Below are 17,704 nucleotides of genomic sequence, written 5' to 3' on the forward strand. Positions count from 1 at the left end.
CGAAACGTTTCAACCGTGGCGCGTTCCCGCGCCGCGCCGGTCAGGGTTTGCCCATTGGCAGCCGGATACAGATAAATGAGAGAGGACTGATCATGCTGATCTCGCAGATTCTCGACGACGCCGAGACGATCCGTGTCGTTGCCCGCAGCGGCGGGAAGACCCGGATCATCAACGGCGCGCGCAGCGTCTATTCGCTGGCGATGGAGGCCGCCCGCACCGGCGTCGGCCTGACGGCCCTGATCGAACGCAAGGGACTGGGCGAGACGGTCGATCTCGACGCCGCCTACAAGAGGGGCCGCCTCCTGTCGCCGATCAATCACCCCGACCCGGCGCATCTGCATCTGACCGGCACGGGATTAACGCATCTCGGTTCGGCCGCGACGCGCGATTCCATGCACAAGAAGCTCAGCACCGACGGCGAGGAGCAACTTACCGATTCCATGAAGATGTTCCGCATGGGACTGGAAGGCGGCAAGCCCGCGAAAGGCCAGGTCGGCGTGCAGCCGGAATGGTTCTACAAGGGCAACGGTACCATGGCGGTCGCGCCTGGTGCCGCGCTCATGTCACCGGCCTTTGCCAAGGATGCCGGCGAAGAACCAGAGATCGCCGGGATCTATGTCATCGGCGATGACGGCGCGCCATTCCGTGTCGGCTTCACGCTGTCGAACGAATTCTCGGACCATGTGACCGAACGCGTGAACTATCTGTTCCTCGCCCACTCCAAGCTGCGCAATGCCTCGTTCGGGCCCGAAATTCTGATCGGCGACCTGCCTTCGGACATCCGCGGCACGTCACGCATCGTGCGCGACGGCAGGACAATGTGGGAGAAGCCGTTCCTGTCGGGCGAAGCGAACATGTCGCACACCATCGCCAATCTCGAGCACCACCATTTCAAATATTCGGCGTTCCGCCAGCCGGGCGATGTGCATGTGCATATGTTCGGAACGGCCACGCTGTCCTTCGCCGACGGCGTCACGACCGAAGCCGGCGACGTGTTCGAGATCGAGGCCGGGGATTTCGGCCTGCCGCTGCGCAACCCGCTGGAAATCGAAAAGCCGGTGAAGGTGGCGGTGAAGGCGCTGTAACTGGCGCCAACTCTGCCTTCTCCCCTGGTGGGGCTCGAAGGGCGGGCGAGGCCCCATTTCGACCTCAAAAATCTTGCCCGTGGGCAAGCATCGGCCGGTGGTAATGGGAGTTCAGCGCGGGCGGAAATGTTTGGACAGCTTCAGGCCTTGTGCCTGATAGTTCGAGCCGAGATCGGTCCCGTAAAGCGCCTGCGGGCGCTTTAGCATGTGTTCGTAGACCAGCCGGCCGACAATCTGGCCATGATCGAGGATGAACGGCACTTCGTGGCTACGCACTTCGAGCACCGCGCGGCTGCCGGTGCCGCCGGCCGCCGAATGGCCGAACCCCGGATCGAAAAATCCGGCATAGTGGACACGGAACTCGCCGACCAGCGGATCGAAGGGCGTCATCTCGGCGGCGTAGAGCGGCGGCACATGCACCGCCTCCTGGCTGACGAGGATGTAGAACTCGTCGGGATCGAGCACCAGTTCGCCGGCGCCGCTCTTGTGGATCGGCTCCCAGAAGTCGAGGACATCCTGGGCGGCACGCTTGTCGACATCGATGAGGCCAGTGTGGTGCTTGCCGCGATAGCCTACCAGCCCATCCTTGTCGCCGTTGAGATCAATCGACAGCGCGATGCCGCCTCCGGAAATGTTTGGCGGCTCGGTGGCGACCAGCATCTCGGCGCTGTGCAATTCATGCAGTTCGGCTTCTGAAAGCAGCGCGTTGCCGGTGCGAAAGCGGATTTGAGACAGGCGCGAACCGGTGCGCGCAACGATCGGGAAGGTGCGCGGGCTGACTTCGAGATAGAGCGGACCGTTGTAGCCGGCGGCGATCTTGTCGAACTCGTGGCCACGGTCGGTCATGACGCGGGTGAAGATGTCGAGGCGACCGGTCGAGCTCTTTGGATTGGCCGAGGCCGAAATGTCGGCCGGCAGGGCCAGGCTTTCGAGCAGCGGCACGATATAGACGCAGCCGGTTTCGAGAACCGCGCCTTCGGCCAGATTAATCTCGTGCAACTGCAGCCGATCGAGCTTTTCCGAGACCTTGTGGTTGGGACCGGGCAGGAACGAGGCCCGCACCCGCCAGGCCTTTTCGCCCAATCTGAGATCAAGACTAGCCGGCTGGATCTGGTCGGCATCAAGCGCACGCGGCGACTTCAGCGCGCCGGACTGGAACAGCGCCGAAATGTCCTGATCGGGAAGAATGCCTGTCTGCCGCAAAGTCTGGCTCCGCCCCAAGACTGGTCTCCTTTGTTGCAGGTTCTTGCCGCAAAACCGCTGGGCACTTTGCGGAACCTGCCTTGGTACAAACCTCTTAATGAAGCCGGCAATTGACGCAAGCGTGGCGCGGGTCTAAAGGGTCGTTATCCCGTGGTGATTTGGCCGGTCGGCTTGCAGCCACGTTAAACAAGTCGCTAAAGGACCGTCGGGCCGCAAGGCCGTATGGACCGGTTGCGACTTTCGCGGCCGGTTTTTTTGTGTCTGGAACAAAGCGATGAGCACCAAGAAGCGCAACTGGAAACCTCAGACGGCACTCGTGCATGGCGGAACCCTGCGTTCCGGCTTCGGCGAAACCTCCGAGGCGATGTATCTGACCCAGGGCTATGTCTACAAGACCGCCCAGGCGGCGGAAGCCCGCTTCAAGGGCGAAGAGCCTGGCTTCATCTATTCGCGTTACGCCAACCCGACCGTCGACATGTTCGAAAAGCGCATGTGCGCGCTGGAAGGCGCCGAGGACGCGCGCGCCACGGCATCGGGCATGGCGGCGGTGACGGCGGCGCTGCTGTGCAGCGTCAAGGCCGGCGACCATATAGTGGCGGCGCGCGCGCTGTTCGGCTCCTGCCGCTGGGTGGTCGAGACGCTGGCGCCGCGCTATGGCATCGAGGCGACTTTGGTCGACGGCACCGACATTGCCAATTGGGAAAAGGCGGTCAGGCCGAACACCAAGCTGTTCTTCCTGGAAAGCCCGACCAATCCGACGCTGGAAGTCGTCGACATCGCGGCCGTTGCCTCGCTTGCCAACTCGATCGGCGCGCGGCTTGTCGTCGACAACGTCTTCGCTACGCCGCTGCAGCAGAAGCCGTTGCAGCTTGGCGCGCACATCGTCGTCTACTCGGCCACCAAGCACATTGACGGCCAGGGCCGCTGTCTGGGCGGTGTCATACTGTCGGACAAGAAGTGGATCGACGAAAACCTGCACGACTATTTCCGCCACACCGGCCCCAGCTTGTCGCCGTTTAATGCCTGGACCTTGCTGAAGGGCCTCGAGACGCTGCCGCTGCGCGTGCGCCAGCAGACGGAAAGCGCCGGCAGGATCGCCGACTTCCTGGCCGAGCAGCCGCAGATCGCTCGCGTCATCTATCCCGGCCGCGCCGACCACCCGCAGGCTGATATCGTCAAGAAGCAGATGTCGGGCGGCTCGACGCTGATTTGCCTCGACGTCAAGGGTGGCAAGCCGGCGGCCTTCGCCCTGCAGAACGCCCTCGACATCGTGCTGATCTCGAACAATCTCGGCGATGCCAAGAGCCTGATCACCCATCCCGCGACGACGACGCACAAGAATTTGAGCGACGAGGCCCGCGCCGAACTCGGCATCGGGCCTGGCACGCTCAGGCTGTCTGTCGGCCTGGAGGACGCCGACGACCTGCTGGAAGACATCGCGCAGGCTTTGCAGGCCGCTAGATAAGCTGCTTAGGAGCGTCGTCCGCGGCGATCAGGCGCGCGACGGCGTCTCCTCCAATTCGGCCGCCTTGGTGCGGATGGTCATGGCATTGCCGCGCCAGTCGACGGCGCCGCCGAGCCAGCCGCGCGCCCAGATGGACGGGAGCATCACGTCGCGCGCGATCATCGCCGCGACCATGCGCGGCGACAGATGCCAGCCCTTGGACAAGGCCAGCGCGCATTCCGGAAGGTAGAAGGCCGCCAACATGGCAATCACGGTTGCCCAGAGGCTGACGCCCGCGCTCGCCGCCGCAACCAGCGCCAGCGCGAGAGGCACCGCTGCGCCGGTCAGGAGTTCCGGCGCGAAGAACAGCGGAAAGGTGACGCGGCGCAGGCGCGCCCAACGGGCCTGGCGCGACCAGATCTCGCCAACGGTGCGCTGGCCGAGCGGCTGCTCGAAGGGCGCCGCTACGAGATTGACGCGCAGCCCGAGGCCGTTGACCAGCTTGGTGGCGGCGGCGTCCTCGGCGATCTCGGCGGCCAGCGCGCGAATGCCGCCATTGGCGTTCAGCATCGGCTTGTTCCATAGCATGCTCTTGCCCTGGGCAAAGCCGAGGCCGAGCGCCTCGCCGGCATACTGCCAGCGGGCCTGCAATGTGTTGAGGAAGGCGCATTCGACATCGGCCCAGAAACCCTCGGGTCGCGAACCGATCGGCGTCGAGCAGACAAGACCGGTGTCGGGCCGCCATGCCGCCATCATGTGCTGGACATAGTCCCTCGGCATCAAGACGTTGGAATCGGCAAGGATGACCCAGTTGTGGCGCGCCGCTTCCCAGCCCTTGACGCAATTGTTGAGCTTTGGATTGGCGCTGACACGGTCATCGCCAATCAGCAGCCGGGCCGGCACCTTGGAAAACCGGGCAATCGCCCTGTTTATCAGTTTGACCACCGGGTCGTCCGCATGGGCGACGCAGAAGATCAGCTCATAATGTGGCCAGTCGAGCGCGAAGGCGCGTTCCAGCGTTTCATGCGTGAATGCCTCGACGCCACGCGACGGGACGACGATCGATACCGGTTGCGACTTGCCGGCGGGCGGAGCGATCGTGCCGCGCCGTTTCAGCCGTGAGGCGGCGAGCGAAATGCTGGCGGCGTTTGAGAGGATGAGAGCGGTCGAAAGCGAGGCGGCTATGAAGGTGAGTTCCATCGAGATCTGGTCACTCCGGAAAGGCGGCCCGCATCATGGCCGTTTTCAACAGTTCGACAGAGCGCCGAGTCGCCCGGTTCGTGCACACCACCATTGTCGTGTGTCACTTAAATGACATTCTTTGTCGGCACCTGCGGTTCAAGGCCGGGCGCGACAAGACGCGCACGTTGACCTGCTCACCGGGAGCGTCGAAAATCGTCGGATTGTTTGGAGCCGCTCATGTACCGCGCCGTGACGCGCAACATCGAAGTGCAGGTCAGGCCGTTCTATCTCGAGGACCGTTCGGATCCCTCGGAGAACCGCTATGTCTGGGGCTATCAGATAACGATCGACAACCAGTCGGACGAGTTCGTGCAGTTGTTGTCGCGCTACTGGCACATCACCGATGGTGCTGGCCGGGTCGAGGAAGTGCGCGGGCCGGGCGTTGTCGGCGACCAGCCGGAGCTCAATCCCGGCGACAGCTATCAATATACGTCCGGCTGCCCGCTCTCGACACCGTCCGGGATCATGGTCGGACGCTACACGATGCGCAACAAGCGCGGCGAGACGTTCGACATCGCAATCCCCGCCTTCTCGCTCGATCTGCCGGGGACAAGGCGCACGGTGAACTGAGCACCGGCGGTCGCGCTGCCCCTCATCCGCCTGCCGGCACCTTCTCCCCGTGAACGGGGAGAAGGAAAGATAGCTCACTGAGCCGCAAATTCCGCCGGATCGAAGTCGTACCGCGTCGAGCAGAACTCGCAGGCGACGTGGATGCCGCCATCCTCGGTGCTGTCCTTGATCTCCTGCGCGGAGAAGCCTTCGAGGATGCCGCGGATCTTGTCCCGGGAGCATGAGCACTGATCGGCGACGGGAACGCCGCCGAAGACGCGCACGCCATGCTCGTGGAACAAGCGATAGAGCAGCCGCTCGGCGCCGATGGTCGGGTCGATCAATTCGGTCGGCTCGATGGTGCCGAGCAAGGCCAGCAACTCCTGCCAGGAATTGTCTGTCGGATTATGGATCTCCTCGCGCGGATCGCCATCCCCACCCGGCAGGTCCGGAATGCGCATGCGCTCGGGCGATTGCGGCAGGAACTGCGCCAGGATGCCGCCGGCGCGCCACTGCTCGCGCGCACCGCCGACACCGGGCGTCAGCAGCTTGGCGACCGAGAGCCTTAGGTCGGTCGGGATCTGTTCCGACTGGCGGAAATAGGTGCGCGCCGCCTCTTCCAGCGTCTCGCCGTCGAGCTGGACGATACCCTGATAGCGCTGCGTATGGGCGCCCTGGTCGATGGTCAGTGCCAGCACACCGCTGCCAAGCAGCGTTTGCTGCGAGGTCTCGCCGGCCGCGATCAGTGCCTCCAGCCGGTCGGCGTCGAAACGCGCATAGGCGCGCAGCGCCGAGGGCGTGGAAAAGTCCGCGACCAGCATGTCGACAGGCCCATCGGTACGGGTCTGCAGGATGAACTTGCCTTCGAACTTGAGCGAGGTGCCGAGCAGCACCGTCAGCACACAGGCTTCCGCCAGCAGGCGGGCGACCGGCTCGGGATAGTCGTGGCGGCCAAGGATAGCGTCGAGCATCGGCCCGAGCTGGACCGTGCGGCCACGCACGTCGAGCGGACCGACTTCGAAGGGAACGACGTGATCGTCGCCGGCGTAGCCGAACTCGCCGAGTTTGGGGTGATGTTCAGTCACTTGATGGCTTTCCAACATGACAAAGCTCCAGGGCGCGGCCATGGGGCCCTGGTGGGCACATGCGTCCAAACGCGCTTGATTTGCGTGATGCGGCGCAGATAAGCATCGCGCCTCCGCAGATCAAGCGCCTGGGCATTTCAGGGCGCCCAGGCATTTCGGGCGCCCAAGACACTTCAAGCACCAAGAGACTTCAAGCACCGAGGCACCAGGCGAGTACGGCCTTCTGGGCGTGGAGCCGGTTCTCGGCCTCGTCGAACACCACCGAATGCGGCCCGTCAATGACCTCGTCGGTCACCTCCTCGCCGCGGTGGGCCGGCAGGCAATGCATGAACAGGGCATCGGGCTTTGCCCTGGCCATCAGCGCTGCGTTGACCTGATAGGGCGAGAAGACATTGTGGCCGCGAGCACGGTGTTCCTGGCCCATCGACACCCAGCAGTCGGTGACGATGCAGTCGGCCTGGTCGACGGCTTCCTCGGGCGAGCGGGTGAAATGCAGCTTGCCGCCATGCGCCTTGGACCAGTCGATATGCTTCTGCGCCGGTTCGCTGCCTTCGGGCACGGCGACGTTGAGGTTGAAGCGGAACCGTGCCGAGGCCTCGAGCAGCGAGTGCAGCACATTGTTGCCGTCGCCGGTCCAGGCGATCGTCTTGCCAGCCACCGGCCCGCGATGCTCCTCGAAAGTCATGATGTCGGCCATCAGCTGGCAGGGATGGGTGTCGTCGGTCAGGCCGTTGATCACCGGAACGGTCGCGTTCTCGGTCAGCTCCAGCAGCCGCTCATGCGAGGTGGTGCGGATCATGATCGCATCGACGTAGCGCGACAGCACCTTGGCGGTATCGGCGATGGTCTCGGAGCGGCCTAGCTGCATCTCGGTGCCGGTCAACATGATAGTCTCGCCGCCAAGCTGGCGCATGCCGACGTCGAAAGAAACGCGCGTGCGCGTCGATGGTTTGTCGAAGATCATCGCGAGCACCTTGCCTTCGAGCGGCTTGGTCCGTTCACCGGCCTTGAGACGCGCCTTTCGCGTCACCGCGTCATCCAGCATGAAGCGCAAATCGCCTTCGGAAACGGTGGAAAGATCAGTGAAATGGCGGACTGACATCAGGAATGGTTCCGGATTACTTCGCGGCGGCGGAGGCCATGGCCTCCGACAGGCCCTTGGCGCCAGCGCGGATGCGGTTGAGCGCTTCGTGAATCTCGGCATCGATGACGGTGAGCGGTGGCAGCAGTCGGATGACGTTGTCGCCGGCCGGAACGGCCAGCAAATGCTGGTCGCGCAGCGCCATGTTCACCTTGCCGTTGGGCATCGCGCATTTGAGGCCGAGCATCAGCCCGGTGCCCCTGATATCCTCGACTATTTCGGGGAATTCGTCAGCTATTGACGCAAGCCCCTGCTTCATCAGCAGCGCCTTGCGCTGGACATCCTCGAGAAAGCCATCTTCCAGCACCACGTCGAGCACGGCGTTGCCGACCGCCATTGCCAGCGGATTGCCGCCGAATGTGGTGCCGTGCACGCCGGCGGTCATGCCGACGGCTGCCTCGTCGGTGGCAAGGCAGGCGCCCATCGGGAAACCGCCGCCAATGCCCTTGGCGATGGCCATGATGTCGGGCGTCACACCCGACCACTCATGCGCGAACAGCTTGCCGGTACGGCCGATGCCGCACTGGACCTCGTCATAGATCAACAACAGGCCGTGCTGTTCGCAGAGCTGCCGCAGCCGCTTCAGCGACTGTGTCGGCACCGGACGGATACCGCCCTCGCCTTGCACCGGCTCGATCAGGATCGCGGCGGTCTCCGGCGTGATCGCCTTTTCAGCGGCGTCGATGTCGTCGAAACCGACCTGGTCGAAGCCTTCGACCTTGGGTCCGAAGCCTTCGAGGTATTTGTACTGGCCGCCAGCCGCGATGGTCGCCAGCGTGCGGCCATGGAAGGCGCCTTCGAAGGTGATGACGCGGAAGCGCTCGGGATGGCCCTTGACGAAATGGTAGCGCCGCGCCGTCTTGATCGCGCATTCCAGCGCCTCGGCGCCGGAATTGGTGAAGAACACCTTGTCGGCGAAGGTGGCATCAGCCAGCCGCTCGCCAAGCCTGCTCTGCCCCGGGATTTCATAGAGATTGGAGACGTGCCAGAGTTTCGCCGCCTGTTCGGTGAGGGCCGCGACCAGATGCGGATGGCCGTGGCCAAGCGAATTGACCGCGATACCGCCGGCGAAATCGAGATATCGCTCGCCCTTGTCGGTAACCAGCCAGGTGCCTTCCCCATGGTCGAAGGCCAGGGGTGCGCGAGCAAAGGTCTCGTAAAGCGCCGAACCGCTCATTATATGCGTCTCCGGTACCGGAAAATCAAAAAAGCCGCCAAAGCGGCGGCCTTCTGCGGCTTATCGTGTTTTTCGGCCATGAAGTCAACGAAAACGTCGCGTAGTGGCGCGCGGCAAGCCCCCCTGACGCAACGCCGGCTCATGAGCGACCGGGCAAGTTGGGGAAAACCGAAAAAACCGATTCGTGTTGCACTTGGGACTCTTGTCACCGAGTCAGCGCATAGAGTAGTTGTAGTCGAGAAATAACTAGATTTCGTGCGGCGGACCTAATCACCAGATATATGTGGTGTCTGCCCCAGCAGTTGTGCTGGGTCGGGAATGGATTCTGATTGCCGCACGCTTATGAGGAGCGCGGTCATGAACTGGACTGACGAGCGGGTAGAACTCTTGAGAAAACTGTGGTCGGAGGGTCTGAGCGCAAGCCAGATTGCTGCGCAGCTTGGAGGGGTCAGCCGCAACGCGGTCATCGGCAAGGTGCACCGGCTGAAACTGTCGGGCCGCGGTCGCGCGACGGCGTCGCCGGCACGCCAGAAGAAGGCGACGCAGGGATCGACCGTCCAGAAGTCGGTGGCGCGCGCCGCGAGCACGGCACGCCATGTCACGACTTCGATCGGCGCGACGGCCCTTCAGACGCAATTCGATGCCGAACCCGTGGCGCGGCACTACATCCGCCCGGTCGAGAACGTCGTGGTGCCGATCTCACGGCATCTGCAGCTCGTCGAACTGACAGAGCGCACCTGCAAATGGCCGAACGGCGATCCGCTTTCGGAGGACTTCAATTTCTGCGGCAACGAAGCCGCTGAAACCGGTCCCTACTGCAAATACCATGCCCGCGTGGCGTTCCAGCCAGCGGCGGAGCGGCGGCGGAATCGCTGAGCGAATAGCGAATAGCGAATAGACAGTGTTGAGCTTCCGCGAGGGGCAATGCGGTTTTTCCCCTAATCGCTACTCCCTATTCGCTATTCGCTCTTTTACAGCCACCCATTCTTCCTGAACCGCCAATACAGGAAGCAGCAGATTAGCGCGATCGTGGCCAGCACCATCGGGTAGCCATATTCCATCTTCAGCTCCGGCATATCGGTAAAGTTCATGCCGTAGATGCCCGCGAATGCGGTTGGCACCGCCAGGATGGCCGCCCAGGAGGCGAGTTTCTTGGAGATCGCCGTTTCCTGGCTTTGACCGACCAGAAGACTGGCCTCGAAGGCGAAGGCCAGCACCTCGCGCAGGCTGTCGATCTTCTCCTGGACGGTACGGATGTGATCCGTCACGTCGCGGAACAGCGGGTGCATGGCCGAATGGATCTGTGGCAGGTCGGCGCTGGTCAGCCGGCGGCAGACTTCCACCAGGGGCAATGCCGCGTTGCGCAGACGCAGGAGGTCGCGGCGCAGCATGTAGAGGCGTTCGATGTCGGGGCCGGTCATCGGCTTCAGCAGGACCTTGTCCTCGATCGCCTCGACCTCGTCCTCGATCTGCTCGAGCACGGGCATGTAGTTGTCGACGATGAAGTCGAGAATGGCATAGAGGACGAAATCCTCGCCCTTGGCCAGCGAATGCGGGCAGCTTTCCCAGTGCTGGCGTACGGCGGCATAAGATGTGGAAGGACCGTGCCTGACGCTGACGATGTAGCCTGAGCCGACAAACAGATGTGTCTCGCCGAAGGTGACGCGCCCTTCGATCAATTGCGCCGTGCGAGCGACGATGAACAATGCATCGCCATATTGCTCGACCTTTGGCCGCTGGTGCGGGTGCTCGGCATCTTCGATCGCCAGCTCATGCAGATGAAACTGCGCCTTGACGCGCAACAGAAGTTCGCGGTCGGGTTCGAGCAGCCCGATCCAGACGACATGTCCCGATTTCTTGGCCCAATCGCCGGCTTCCTCGATGGGAATATCGGCGATACGGTGCCCGGCGGTGTAGACACCACAGGCAATGATGCCCGATGTCAGCGGCGAGGGCTTGAATTCCCGGACATATTCCATCGCGGCCTCCCGAAAGCGTTGCCTTCCCTAGGGAACCGGCAAGCTTATCTCGGGATAGTTTAGCGCAATATGATCAAGCGTTCGAGAGGAGGTGCGTTCACTTCACCGGCAGCGCCGCGGGGAGGCCGATCTTGTCCGTCTTGTCGCTCTTCGGCCGCTCGGCCGGCATCTGGTCGCCGGTGACGATGTAGTAGATGGTCTCGGCGATGTTGGTGGCGTGATCGCCGATACGCTCGATGTTCTTGGCGCAGAACAGCAGATGCGTACAGGGCGTGATGTTGCGCGGATCTTCCATCATGTAGGTCAGCAATTCGCGAAACAGCGACGTGTACATGGCATCGATCTGGTCGTCACGGTCGCGCACGAAGCCGATCTTGTCGACCGAACGCGACGCATAGACGTCGAGGACTTCCTTCAGCTGGGTCAGCGCCAGGTTGGCCAACGCCTCCAGGCCGCGGAAAAGGCTGGTCGGCTGACGGCCGTCGGTGACGGCGACCACCCGTTTGGCAACGTTCTTTCCGAGGTCGCCGACCCGCTCGAGGTCGGCCGAGATGCGGATGGCGCCGACGATCTCGCGCAGGTCCGTCGCCATCGGCTGGCGCTTGGCGATGATGATGATCGCCTTGTCGTCGATCTCACGCTGCCCCTCATCCAGCACGATGTCGTCGCGAATGACCTTCTGGGCCAATCCCGGATCGGCATTGACCAAGGCGGCGACCGCCTGCTCGACCATGCGCTCGGCATGGCCGCCCATCGCTGCGATGCGCTTGGCGAGATATTTCAGTTCCTCGTCAAAGGCGCTCATTGTGTGAACGGACTGCATGGACGAAATGCCTTCCCACGGGGTGTCTTGATCTTGAGTCGTTTCCTCGAATCCCCGCTGATACGCTAACCGGATGACAGAAAAAAGAAACGGTCCAGTGGGAAACTAGGGCAGTATCAGTGCGCCGGCAAATGGACCGAGAAGGCGGCGCCCTTGCCGACCTCGGACTTGATCGTCAGCCTGGCATTGTGACGCGTCAGGATGTGCTTGACGATCGACAAGCCAAGTCCCGTGCCTTTCTGGGTCCGGCTGGTCTCGACATCGATGCGATAGAAGCGCTCGGTGATGCGCGGGATATGCTCCTCGGGAATGCCGGGGCCAAAATCCCTGATCGTCACGTCGATGCCTGGTTCGGAACCATCATCGCCGCGCGCGATCGACACCACGACGCGGCCGCCCGACCGGCCGTATTTGCAGGCATTTTCCAAAAGGTTCTCGAAGACCTGGAACAACTCGTCGCGATCACCCGGCACATCGAGCGACCCCTCGGCGAAATCGCGTTCGATGGCGACATTGTTTTCTCGGGCGAGCGGTCCGAGCGAATCGATGACGCTGTCGACGGTCTGGCGCAGATCGACTTCGGTTCCCGGCTTCAGATAGGGCTTCATCTCCAGCCGCGACAGCGACAGGAGATCATCGATCAGTCGCGCCATGCGGCCGGTCTGGTTCTGCATGATCTGGAGGAACTGCTCGCGCGCCGCCGGATCGTTGCGGGCCGGTCCGCGTAGCGTTTCGATGAAGCCAGCGATCGAGGCCAGCGGGGTGCGCAACTCGTGACTGGCATTGGCGATGAAGTCGGCGCGCATGCGGTCTATGCGCCGTGCCTCGCTCTGGTCCTTGAAGACCAGCACATAGAGGTCGGTGCCATGCCCGACCGAGGACGCGCTGACCCGGTAGGCCCGTTCGACGGGAAGTTTCTCGGTATAGTCGACAACATCCGAGGCGACGGTGCCCGACAGAACGCTGTCCAGCAGCGCCTGCATTTCCGGCGCCCGGAATTTCAGCGGCAGCGATATGCCGGGCGCGATGCCTCCAAAGGCGGCAAAAGCGGCGGCGTTGGCGTGGACGATGGTGGCGGCCTGGTCGAAGATGATGAGCGGATCGGCGACGGCGGCCGCGAGATATTCGCCGGACAGGCGCTGCAAGCCCATCGCTTCGATTGCCCCGGCGCTCTCGGCGGAATGGCGCGCAGCTGTAACCGGCAATAGTGCAGCCGCCAGCAGCAGGAGCAGTGCCGGTACCAGCACGTAGGCGGAAATACCCGCGAAGCCATAGGCGATCATGACCGCCACGACACCGGCCGCGAGCAGCCAGCGGCTGGTCCACAGCCGGGCGGCGATCGCTTGCCCCATGCCTTTCTGCTCTGCGCCCAGGTCAGTCATTCGCGCGCCCAGCCTCCACCGGTCACACGGCGGCGAAAACTTCCGCTGGACCGCAAATCAAAAGTGCTACAGCGTCCTTTGCGCGCCCAAATGGACGCGCGGCGCTGTAGTGGCTCCCAATAGCATGAGTCCAGACACTTAAAAGGGTTCGTCTGCATGAATAAGGCCAAGGAAAATTCCGCCTCGCCAACTTCAGGTCCGCTGAAAATCCGGATCGGCGGCAAGGAACGGGAGTTCGATATCGAGAATCCCGAGCTTCCGGACTGGGTCGAGGAGAACAAGCTGACCGCGGGCGGGTATCCCTACGACAAGAAGATGAAAGCCGAGGAGTACGACGATACGCTCGAGCAGTTGCAGATCGAGCTGGTCAAAGCGCAAGCATGGCTGCAGGCGACCGGCAAGCGGGCGATGGCGCTGTTTGAGGGGCGTGACGCAGCCGGCAAGGGAGGCACGATCTTCGTGCTGCGCCAGTACCTCAACCCGCGCACGGCGCGCAACGTCGCGCTGACCAAGCCAACCCCGACGGAGCTGGGGCAATGGTATTATCAGCGCTATGCCGACCATTTCCCGACGTCGGGCGAATTCGTCACCTTCGACCGCTCATGGTACAACCGCGCCGGCGTCGAGCCGGTGATGGGTTTTTGCACCCCAGAACAGCACCAGAAGTTTCTCGACGAGACGCCGCATTTCGAACGAATGATCGTCAATGACGGCATCCATTTCTTCAAATTCTGGCTGAACATCGGCCAGGAGACGCAGCTCGAGCGCTTTCACGATCGCCGCTACAGCCCCCTCAAGAGCTGGAAGTTCTCGCCGATCGACATTGCCGGCATCTCCAAGTGGGACGACTACACCAAGGCGCGCGACAGTATGTTCGAGCGCACCCACAAGGAGTTCGCGCCATGGATCATCGTGCGGGCCAACGACAAGCGCCGCGCGCGGCTGGCAGTGATGCGTCGCATCCTCCTGTCGCTGCCCTATGAGGGACGCGATCTCGATATCATCGGCAAGGAAGACAGGAAGATCATCGGCGAAGGGCCGTCATTCCTGGGTAAGCAGGACTGACGCTTTTTTGGCGCCGCGCAGCCAAAGGCGGCGCGGCGCAATTGATGAGGGCCCTTGATCCGGCTCTACAGCATGTCGCGGCGAATGGGATTCGCCCGACCTGCTGTAAGCTTCTGATTTTATGCATGTCGTTATCCCGGAACCGAGGACACTTCCGGGCGACATGCATTAGGCCGCCAGGCGTGCGATCCGCTGCAACCGTCGCAGCGTGGCGTCGTCCTGCAGCGCCTGCTGGAACAGCGATATCTCCTCATCGATGCGCTCGCAAAGCGCGGTGGTGTTGCCCTTGAGCAGGCCGCGCGTCTGCAACAACGCCGCAACCGGCTTCTTGGCGAGCTGCCTGGCCCGGCTGAGCGTCGCCTCCTCGACGCTGCCTTCCGGGACGATCTCGGCGACTAGGCCGAGCGCCCTGGCATCTTCGGCACGAAGCGTGTCGCCGAGGCAGAAGAAGCGGAAGGCACCGGCATAGCCGAGCTTCTGCGGCGCCAGGATGCTGGTCGCCGCGTCGGGCACCAGGCCGAAATCGACGAACGGCACCCGGAACGTGCTTTTTTCTGACGCGATCACCATGTCGCAATGGAACAGGATGGTGCAGCCGACGCCGACGGCATCGCCGTCGACACAGGCCAGGATGGGCTTTGGAAACGTTGCCAGCATGCGGAACATGTCGGTGACGGCGGCGATCAGCTTCTGATGCTTGGTGGCGTCCAGGAATTCGGAAAAGTCGCCGCCAAGACAGAAGCAGCCCGCCAGGCCGCGCAGCACGACGACCCGCACCTCTTCGTTCTCGGCGGCTTCCTGAAACGTCCTGGCAAGGCTCTCATAGGCCCTCCTGTCGAGCACCGGCCGGCCGTCATTCGACGACACGGTGACGATCAGCGCATGGTTGCGCAGTTCGGGTTGTGGGTGCGCGTTCATGACGCCCTCCTTTGGCCGAGCATGTCGGGATATCCCCTGGCCAGGACGGGTGCATGGTGATTGCGGCGCGAACGCACCACGTCCAGCGTGTGCTCGTTGAAGGTGAGCAGCGTCGCCACGACCTGCTGGTTGCCATAGGTGCGCTGATAGCCCAGCGGCGTCGCCAGGAAGTGCAGTTGCAATGCGCGCAGCACCCACATCGGCTCGAACTCGATGATGACCTTGTCGACGCCGCGCTTGAGACCCCACTCGACGAAACCGGCTATCAATTCCGTGCCGACCGTCGAGACGCCGCGCCGGCCATCGCGAAAACCCGGAGCCACCGCATAGCGGGTCAACTCCCAGATGTTGGGGCCCGCCGGCGGCGTTCCTTCGGAGAGATCGGTCAACACCTCGGTCAGCAGATGCGGCCGTGTGGTCGGCAACATCCTCTGATAGCCCGCGACTTCATCGCCCCTGATGACGATCTGATGCACCGCCTCGTCATGATCGAACTGGTCGACCTCAAAACCGTCGGGGCGCCGCAGATCCTCCCATCCCATTTCCTCGACGAATATCCGGTAGCGCAGCCGATGGACGGCCTCCCAGAGGTCGGGGCGTTCCATCAATTCCTTGGTCGAAAGACAAAAAAGCATTCCGTAGTCTCCTGTGTTTCAGGGGAAGATACGGCCGTGCTTCGATGCGAAAATTGCGTGATCACGTAGGCAAGAAGTTCTAGGCCTGCACGGCCGACCTAGCTAATGTATCCGCGCCTTATCGCCTCGGCGACTGCCTGCACCCGGTTGACGGCACCGAGTTTGCTTTTGGCGTTAAGAAGATGTTTCTCCGACGTGTGTTCGGAAATGCCGAGGATTTGCGAAATCTCCCATTCGGACTTGCCGACCGCGGCCCATTGCAGGCACTCGCGTTCGCGCGGCGTCAGTTCGATGTGATCGATGGTCGTGGCCGCCATGGTGTGAAGCTGCATGGCGCGGCCAATGGCATAGGTCGAGACCAGCGAGACCAGGCCGAATTCGGCCGCCGACAGTTCCACGGCCTCGCCACCCAGCGACACCATGACGATTTCGCCATCGAGCGTGATCAGCGGGAAGGCCAGCCCGTCGCGCAGCTTGAAGGCGCCGGCGTCGCCCATTACTTCGCCACTGCTCTTATCGATGCGAACGCCCTGGGCGGCTTCCCGCCACTGGAACGGCGACTGCAGCTGTTTCATGTGACTGACGACGGGATCGTGATCGACATAGTTGCGCGTCACATAGCGCTCGAGCCATTCGACCGGCCAGTCGCAAAGCAGCACATGCTGCTTTTGCTGCCCCGTCGGCGTGCCCGGCCGCGGAACGGTTCCGGCCATCAGCGCGGTCAGGCCGAACTCCGATGTTACGCCTAACAGTTTCTCGCATACCGCGGCCGCCGTTGCGGCGTGCTGCAGCTGGTCTATGTATTCCAGCGTCCGATCGAACTGACTCATCGCAACATCAACCCCATGTTGCCTTATGCATTGAAGCCCATGGTCCACGCCATGCCGGCGCTTCGCCACCGACCAGGAATTGCAAAGCGCCCCCTTCCGGTTGTGGTTCTCGACCCTGGTACCCCCACCAGGGCAGCCACCGCTGTTTGCAAACCCACCAAATCATATCCCGAAATCGAAGCGTTGAAATCAAAAAGCATTGTGCCTGTACCATTTTCATACCAAAACCGGCACGAGCACGGTGCGGGGAGTTCTATCGTGGCGTTCCAATGGAGGTTCCAGGTCCTGGCAGCGGCGCTCATTGCGGCACTGGTTTTGGTTCCCGGAGCGCGCGCGGCGGAGCCGCAGGTACCGGTGCTCTGGGACGCCAAGGAGCGGCTGCCCAAGCCAGACCTTTCGGCACTGCCGCGGCTGCGGTTCCTGACGACCACGGATTTTCCGCCCTTCAATTTCCTCGATGGTTCGGGAAAGCTGTCCGGTTTCCACATCGACCTGGCGCGGGCCATCTGCGCGGAACTCGATATCGTCGACAGGTGCCAGATCCAGGCCTTGCCCTGGGCGGAGCTTCAAGGCGCGCTCGAGAAAGGCGAGGGCGAGGCGATCATCGCCGGCATTGCCGCAACGCCGCAGTCACGACAGACATACGCCTTCTCGCGCGCCTACCTGCAATTCCCGGCGCGCTTCATTATGCCGAAGAACAAGGCGCTGGCGGAACCGATCTTCGACAAGTTGCACGGCAAGCGCGTCGGCGTGATATCAGGCTCGGCGCATGAACGCATGCTGCGTGACTATTTCGGCACGGTCCAGGTCGTCCCCTTCGACAGACCGGAAGCCCTCTACGGCGACCTCAAGGCCGGCAAGATCGACGCTGCCTTCGGCGATGGCATGCGATTCGCCTTCTGGCTGGGCGGCTCCGATGCCGCCGGCTGCTGCCGCTTTGCCGGCGGCCCCTACCTGGCGCCCGAATATCTGGGCACCGGCATGGCCATTGCCACGCGAGCGGACAATCCGGCGCTGGCCGCGGCGCTCGATTACGCGTTGCAGGAGATTTCGATGAAAGGCACCTTCGCCGAATTCTACCTGCGCTATTTCCCGGTCAGTTTCTTCTGATCCGGTCCGGTCAGTTTCTTCTAAGCACAGCCGATG

General features: G+C 62.8%; 17 protein-coding genes and 1 riboswitch. Of the genes, 6 read left to right on the forward strand and 11 right to left on the reverse strand.

Features of this window, described 5'->3' with window-relative positions:
• The first annotated feature begins 92 nt into the window (after window positions 1–92).
• Window positions 93–1,085: an AraD1 family protein gene (araD1, locus tag FJ941_RS17740; RefSeq protein ID WP_140507549.1), complete on the forward strand. Its 993-nt coding sequence runs from the start codon at window positions 93–95 to the stop codon at window positions 1,083–1,085.
• Between the two features lie 111 nt (window positions 1,086–1,196).
• Here the strand turns inward: araD1 and FJ941_RS17745 are convergent, their stop codons facing one another.
• Window positions 1,197–2,288, reverse strand: coding sequence for a 2'-deoxycytidine 5'-triphosphate deaminase (locus tag FJ941_RS17745; protein ID WP_140507736.1), 1,092 nt, complete (start codon window positions 2,286–2,288; stop codon window positions 1,197–1,199).
• Window positions 2,289–2,428: 140 nt separating this feature from the next.
• A riboswitch (SAM riboswitch) is annotated at window positions 2,429–2,506 on the forward strand.
• Window positions 2,507–2,562: 56 nt separating this feature from the next.
• Here FJ941_RS17745 and FJ941_RS17750 point away from each other — a divergent pair.
• Window positions 2,563–3,753 carry an O-succinylhomoserine sulfhydrylase gene (locus FJ941_RS17750; RefSeq protein WP_140507551.1) on the forward strand — a complete coding sequence of 397 codons (1,191 nt, stop codon included), beginning with the start codon at window positions 2,563–2,565 and terminating at the stop codon, window positions 3,751–3,753.
• Between the two features lie 27 nt (window positions 3,754–3,780).
• On the opposite strand, the gene FJ941_RS17755 is transcribed toward FJ941_RS17750, so the two are convergent.
• Window positions 3,781–4,932 (reverse strand): ceramide glucosyltransferase, encoded by a 1,152-nt coding sequence (locus FJ941_RS17755; protein WP_140507553.1) that lies wholly within the window; start codon window positions 4,930–4,932, stop codon window positions 3,781–3,783.
• Window positions 4,933–5,151: 219 nt separating this feature from the next.
• On the opposite strand from FJ941_RS17755, the gene apaG reads away from it, so the two are divergent.
• Complete coding sequence (apaG, locus tag FJ941_RS17760) at window positions 5,152–5,544, forward strand: Co2+/Mg2+ efflux protein ApaG (RefSeq protein WP_027146773.1); 393 nt, start codon at window positions 5,152–5,154, stop codon at window positions 5,542–5,544.
• Between the two features lie 74 nt (window positions 5,545–5,618).
• Here apaG and FJ941_RS17765 read toward each other — a convergent pair whose 3' ends face one another.
• The 3 genes from FJ941_RS17765 to FJ941_RS17775 all read right to left on the reverse strand — a co-directional run bounded on the left by FJ941_RS17765 (window position 5,619) and on the right by FJ941_RS17775 (window position 8,926).
• Window positions 5,619–6,650 carry an Hsp33 family molecular chaperone gene (locus FJ941_RS17765; protein ID WP_140507555.1) on the reverse strand — a complete coding sequence of 344 codons (1,032 nt, stop codon included), beginning with the start codon at window positions 6,648–6,650 and terminating at the stop codon, window positions 5,619–5,621.
• Between the two features lie 148 nt (window positions 6,651–6,798).
• A complete protein-coding gene (gene argF, locus FJ941_RS17770) occupies window positions 6,799–7,710 on the reverse strand; it encodes an ornithine carbamoyltransferase (protein ID WP_140507557.1) in 912 nt (303 codons plus the stop codon).
• Window positions 7,711–7,726: 16 nt separating this feature from the next.
• Entirely contained in the window at window positions 7,727–8,926 is a 1,200-nt protein-coding gene (locus tag FJ941_RS17775) for an aspartate aminotransferase family protein (RefSeq protein ID WP_140507558.1), read from the reverse strand.
• Window positions 8,927–9,283: 357 nt separating this feature from the next.
• On the opposite strand from FJ941_RS17775, the gene FJ941_RS17780 reads away from it, so the two are divergent.
• Entirely contained in the window at window positions 9,284–9,802 is a 519-nt protein-coding gene (locus FJ941_RS17780) for a GcrA family cell cycle regulator (protein ID WP_140507560.1), read from the forward strand.
• A gap of 95 nt (window positions 9,803–9,897) precedes the next feature.
• Here the strand turns inward: FJ941_RS17780 and FJ941_RS17785 are convergent, their stop codons facing one another.
• The 3 genes from FJ941_RS17785 to FJ941_RS17795 all read right to left on the reverse strand — a co-directional run bounded on the left by FJ941_RS17785 (window position 9,898) and on the right by FJ941_RS17795 (window position 13,110).
• A complete protein-coding gene (locus FJ941_RS17785; RefSeq protein ID WP_140507562.1) occupies window positions 9,898–10,905 on the reverse strand; it encodes a magnesium and cobalt transport protein CorA in 1,008 nt (335 codons plus the stop codon).
• 97 nt (window positions 10,906–11,002) lie between these two features.
• Window positions 11,003–11,728, reverse strand: coding sequence for a phosphate signaling complex protein PhoU (gene phoU, locus FJ941_RS17790; RefSeq protein ID WP_140507564.1), 726 nt, complete (start codon window positions 11,726–11,728; stop codon window positions 11,003–11,005).
• Between the two features lie 116 nt (window positions 11,729–11,844).
• Window positions 11,845–13,110, reverse strand: coding sequence for an ATP-binding protein (locus FJ941_RS17795; protein ID WP_140507565.1), 1,266 nt, complete (start codon window positions 13,108–13,110; stop codon window positions 11,845–11,847).
• A 156-nt stretch (window positions 13,111–13,266) separates the two neighbouring features.
• Between FJ941_RS17795 and ppk2 the strand changes: the two genes are divergently transcribed.
• Window positions 13,267–14,175: a polyphosphate kinase 2 gene (ppk2, locus tag FJ941_RS17800; protein WP_140507567.1), complete on the forward strand. Its 909-nt coding sequence runs from the start codon at window positions 13,267–13,269 to the stop codon at window positions 14,173–14,175.
• 168 nt (window positions 14,176–14,343) lie between these two features.
• On the opposite strand, the gene FJ941_RS17805 is transcribed toward ppk2, so the two are convergent.
• From FJ941_RS17805 to FJ941_RS17815, 3 genes are all read right to left on the reverse strand, one after another.
• Window positions 14,344–15,093 (reverse strand): enoyl-CoA hydratase-related protein, encoded by a 750-nt coding sequence (locus FJ941_RS17805; protein WP_140507568.1) that lies wholly within the window; start codon window positions 15,091–15,093, stop codon window positions 14,344–14,346.
• Window positions 15,090–15,728, reverse strand: coding sequence for an acyl-homoserine-lactone synthase (locus FJ941_RS17810; protein WP_140507570.1), 639 nt, complete (start codon window positions 15,726–15,728; stop codon window positions 15,090–15,092). The genes FJ941_RS17805 and FJ941_RS17810 overlap by 4 nt, the downstream gene beginning before the upstream one ends.
• Window positions 15,729–15,826: 98 nt before the next feature.
• Window positions 15,827–16,558 (reverse strand): LuxR family transcriptional regulator, encoded by a 732-nt coding sequence (locus tag FJ941_RS17815; protein WP_140507572.1) that lies wholly within the window; start codon window positions 16,556–16,558, stop codon window positions 15,827–15,829.
• Window positions 16,559–16,843: 285 nt separating this feature from the next.
• Between FJ941_RS17815 and FJ941_RS17820 the strand changes: the two genes are divergently transcribed.
• Entirely contained in the window at window positions 16,844–17,668 is an 825-nt protein-coding gene (locus tag FJ941_RS17820) for a transporter substrate-binding domain-containing protein (RefSeq protein WP_246673872.1), read from the forward strand.
• The last annotated feature ends 36 nt before the right edge of the window (window positions 17,669–17,704 follow it).

The sequence above is a fragment of the Mesorhizobium sp. B2-3-13 genome, from assembly GCF_006442195.1.
GTDB classification, from domain to species: domain Bacteria; phylum Pseudomonadota; class Alphaproteobacteria; order Rhizobiales; family Rhizobiaceae; genus Mesorhizobium; species Mesorhizobium salmacidum.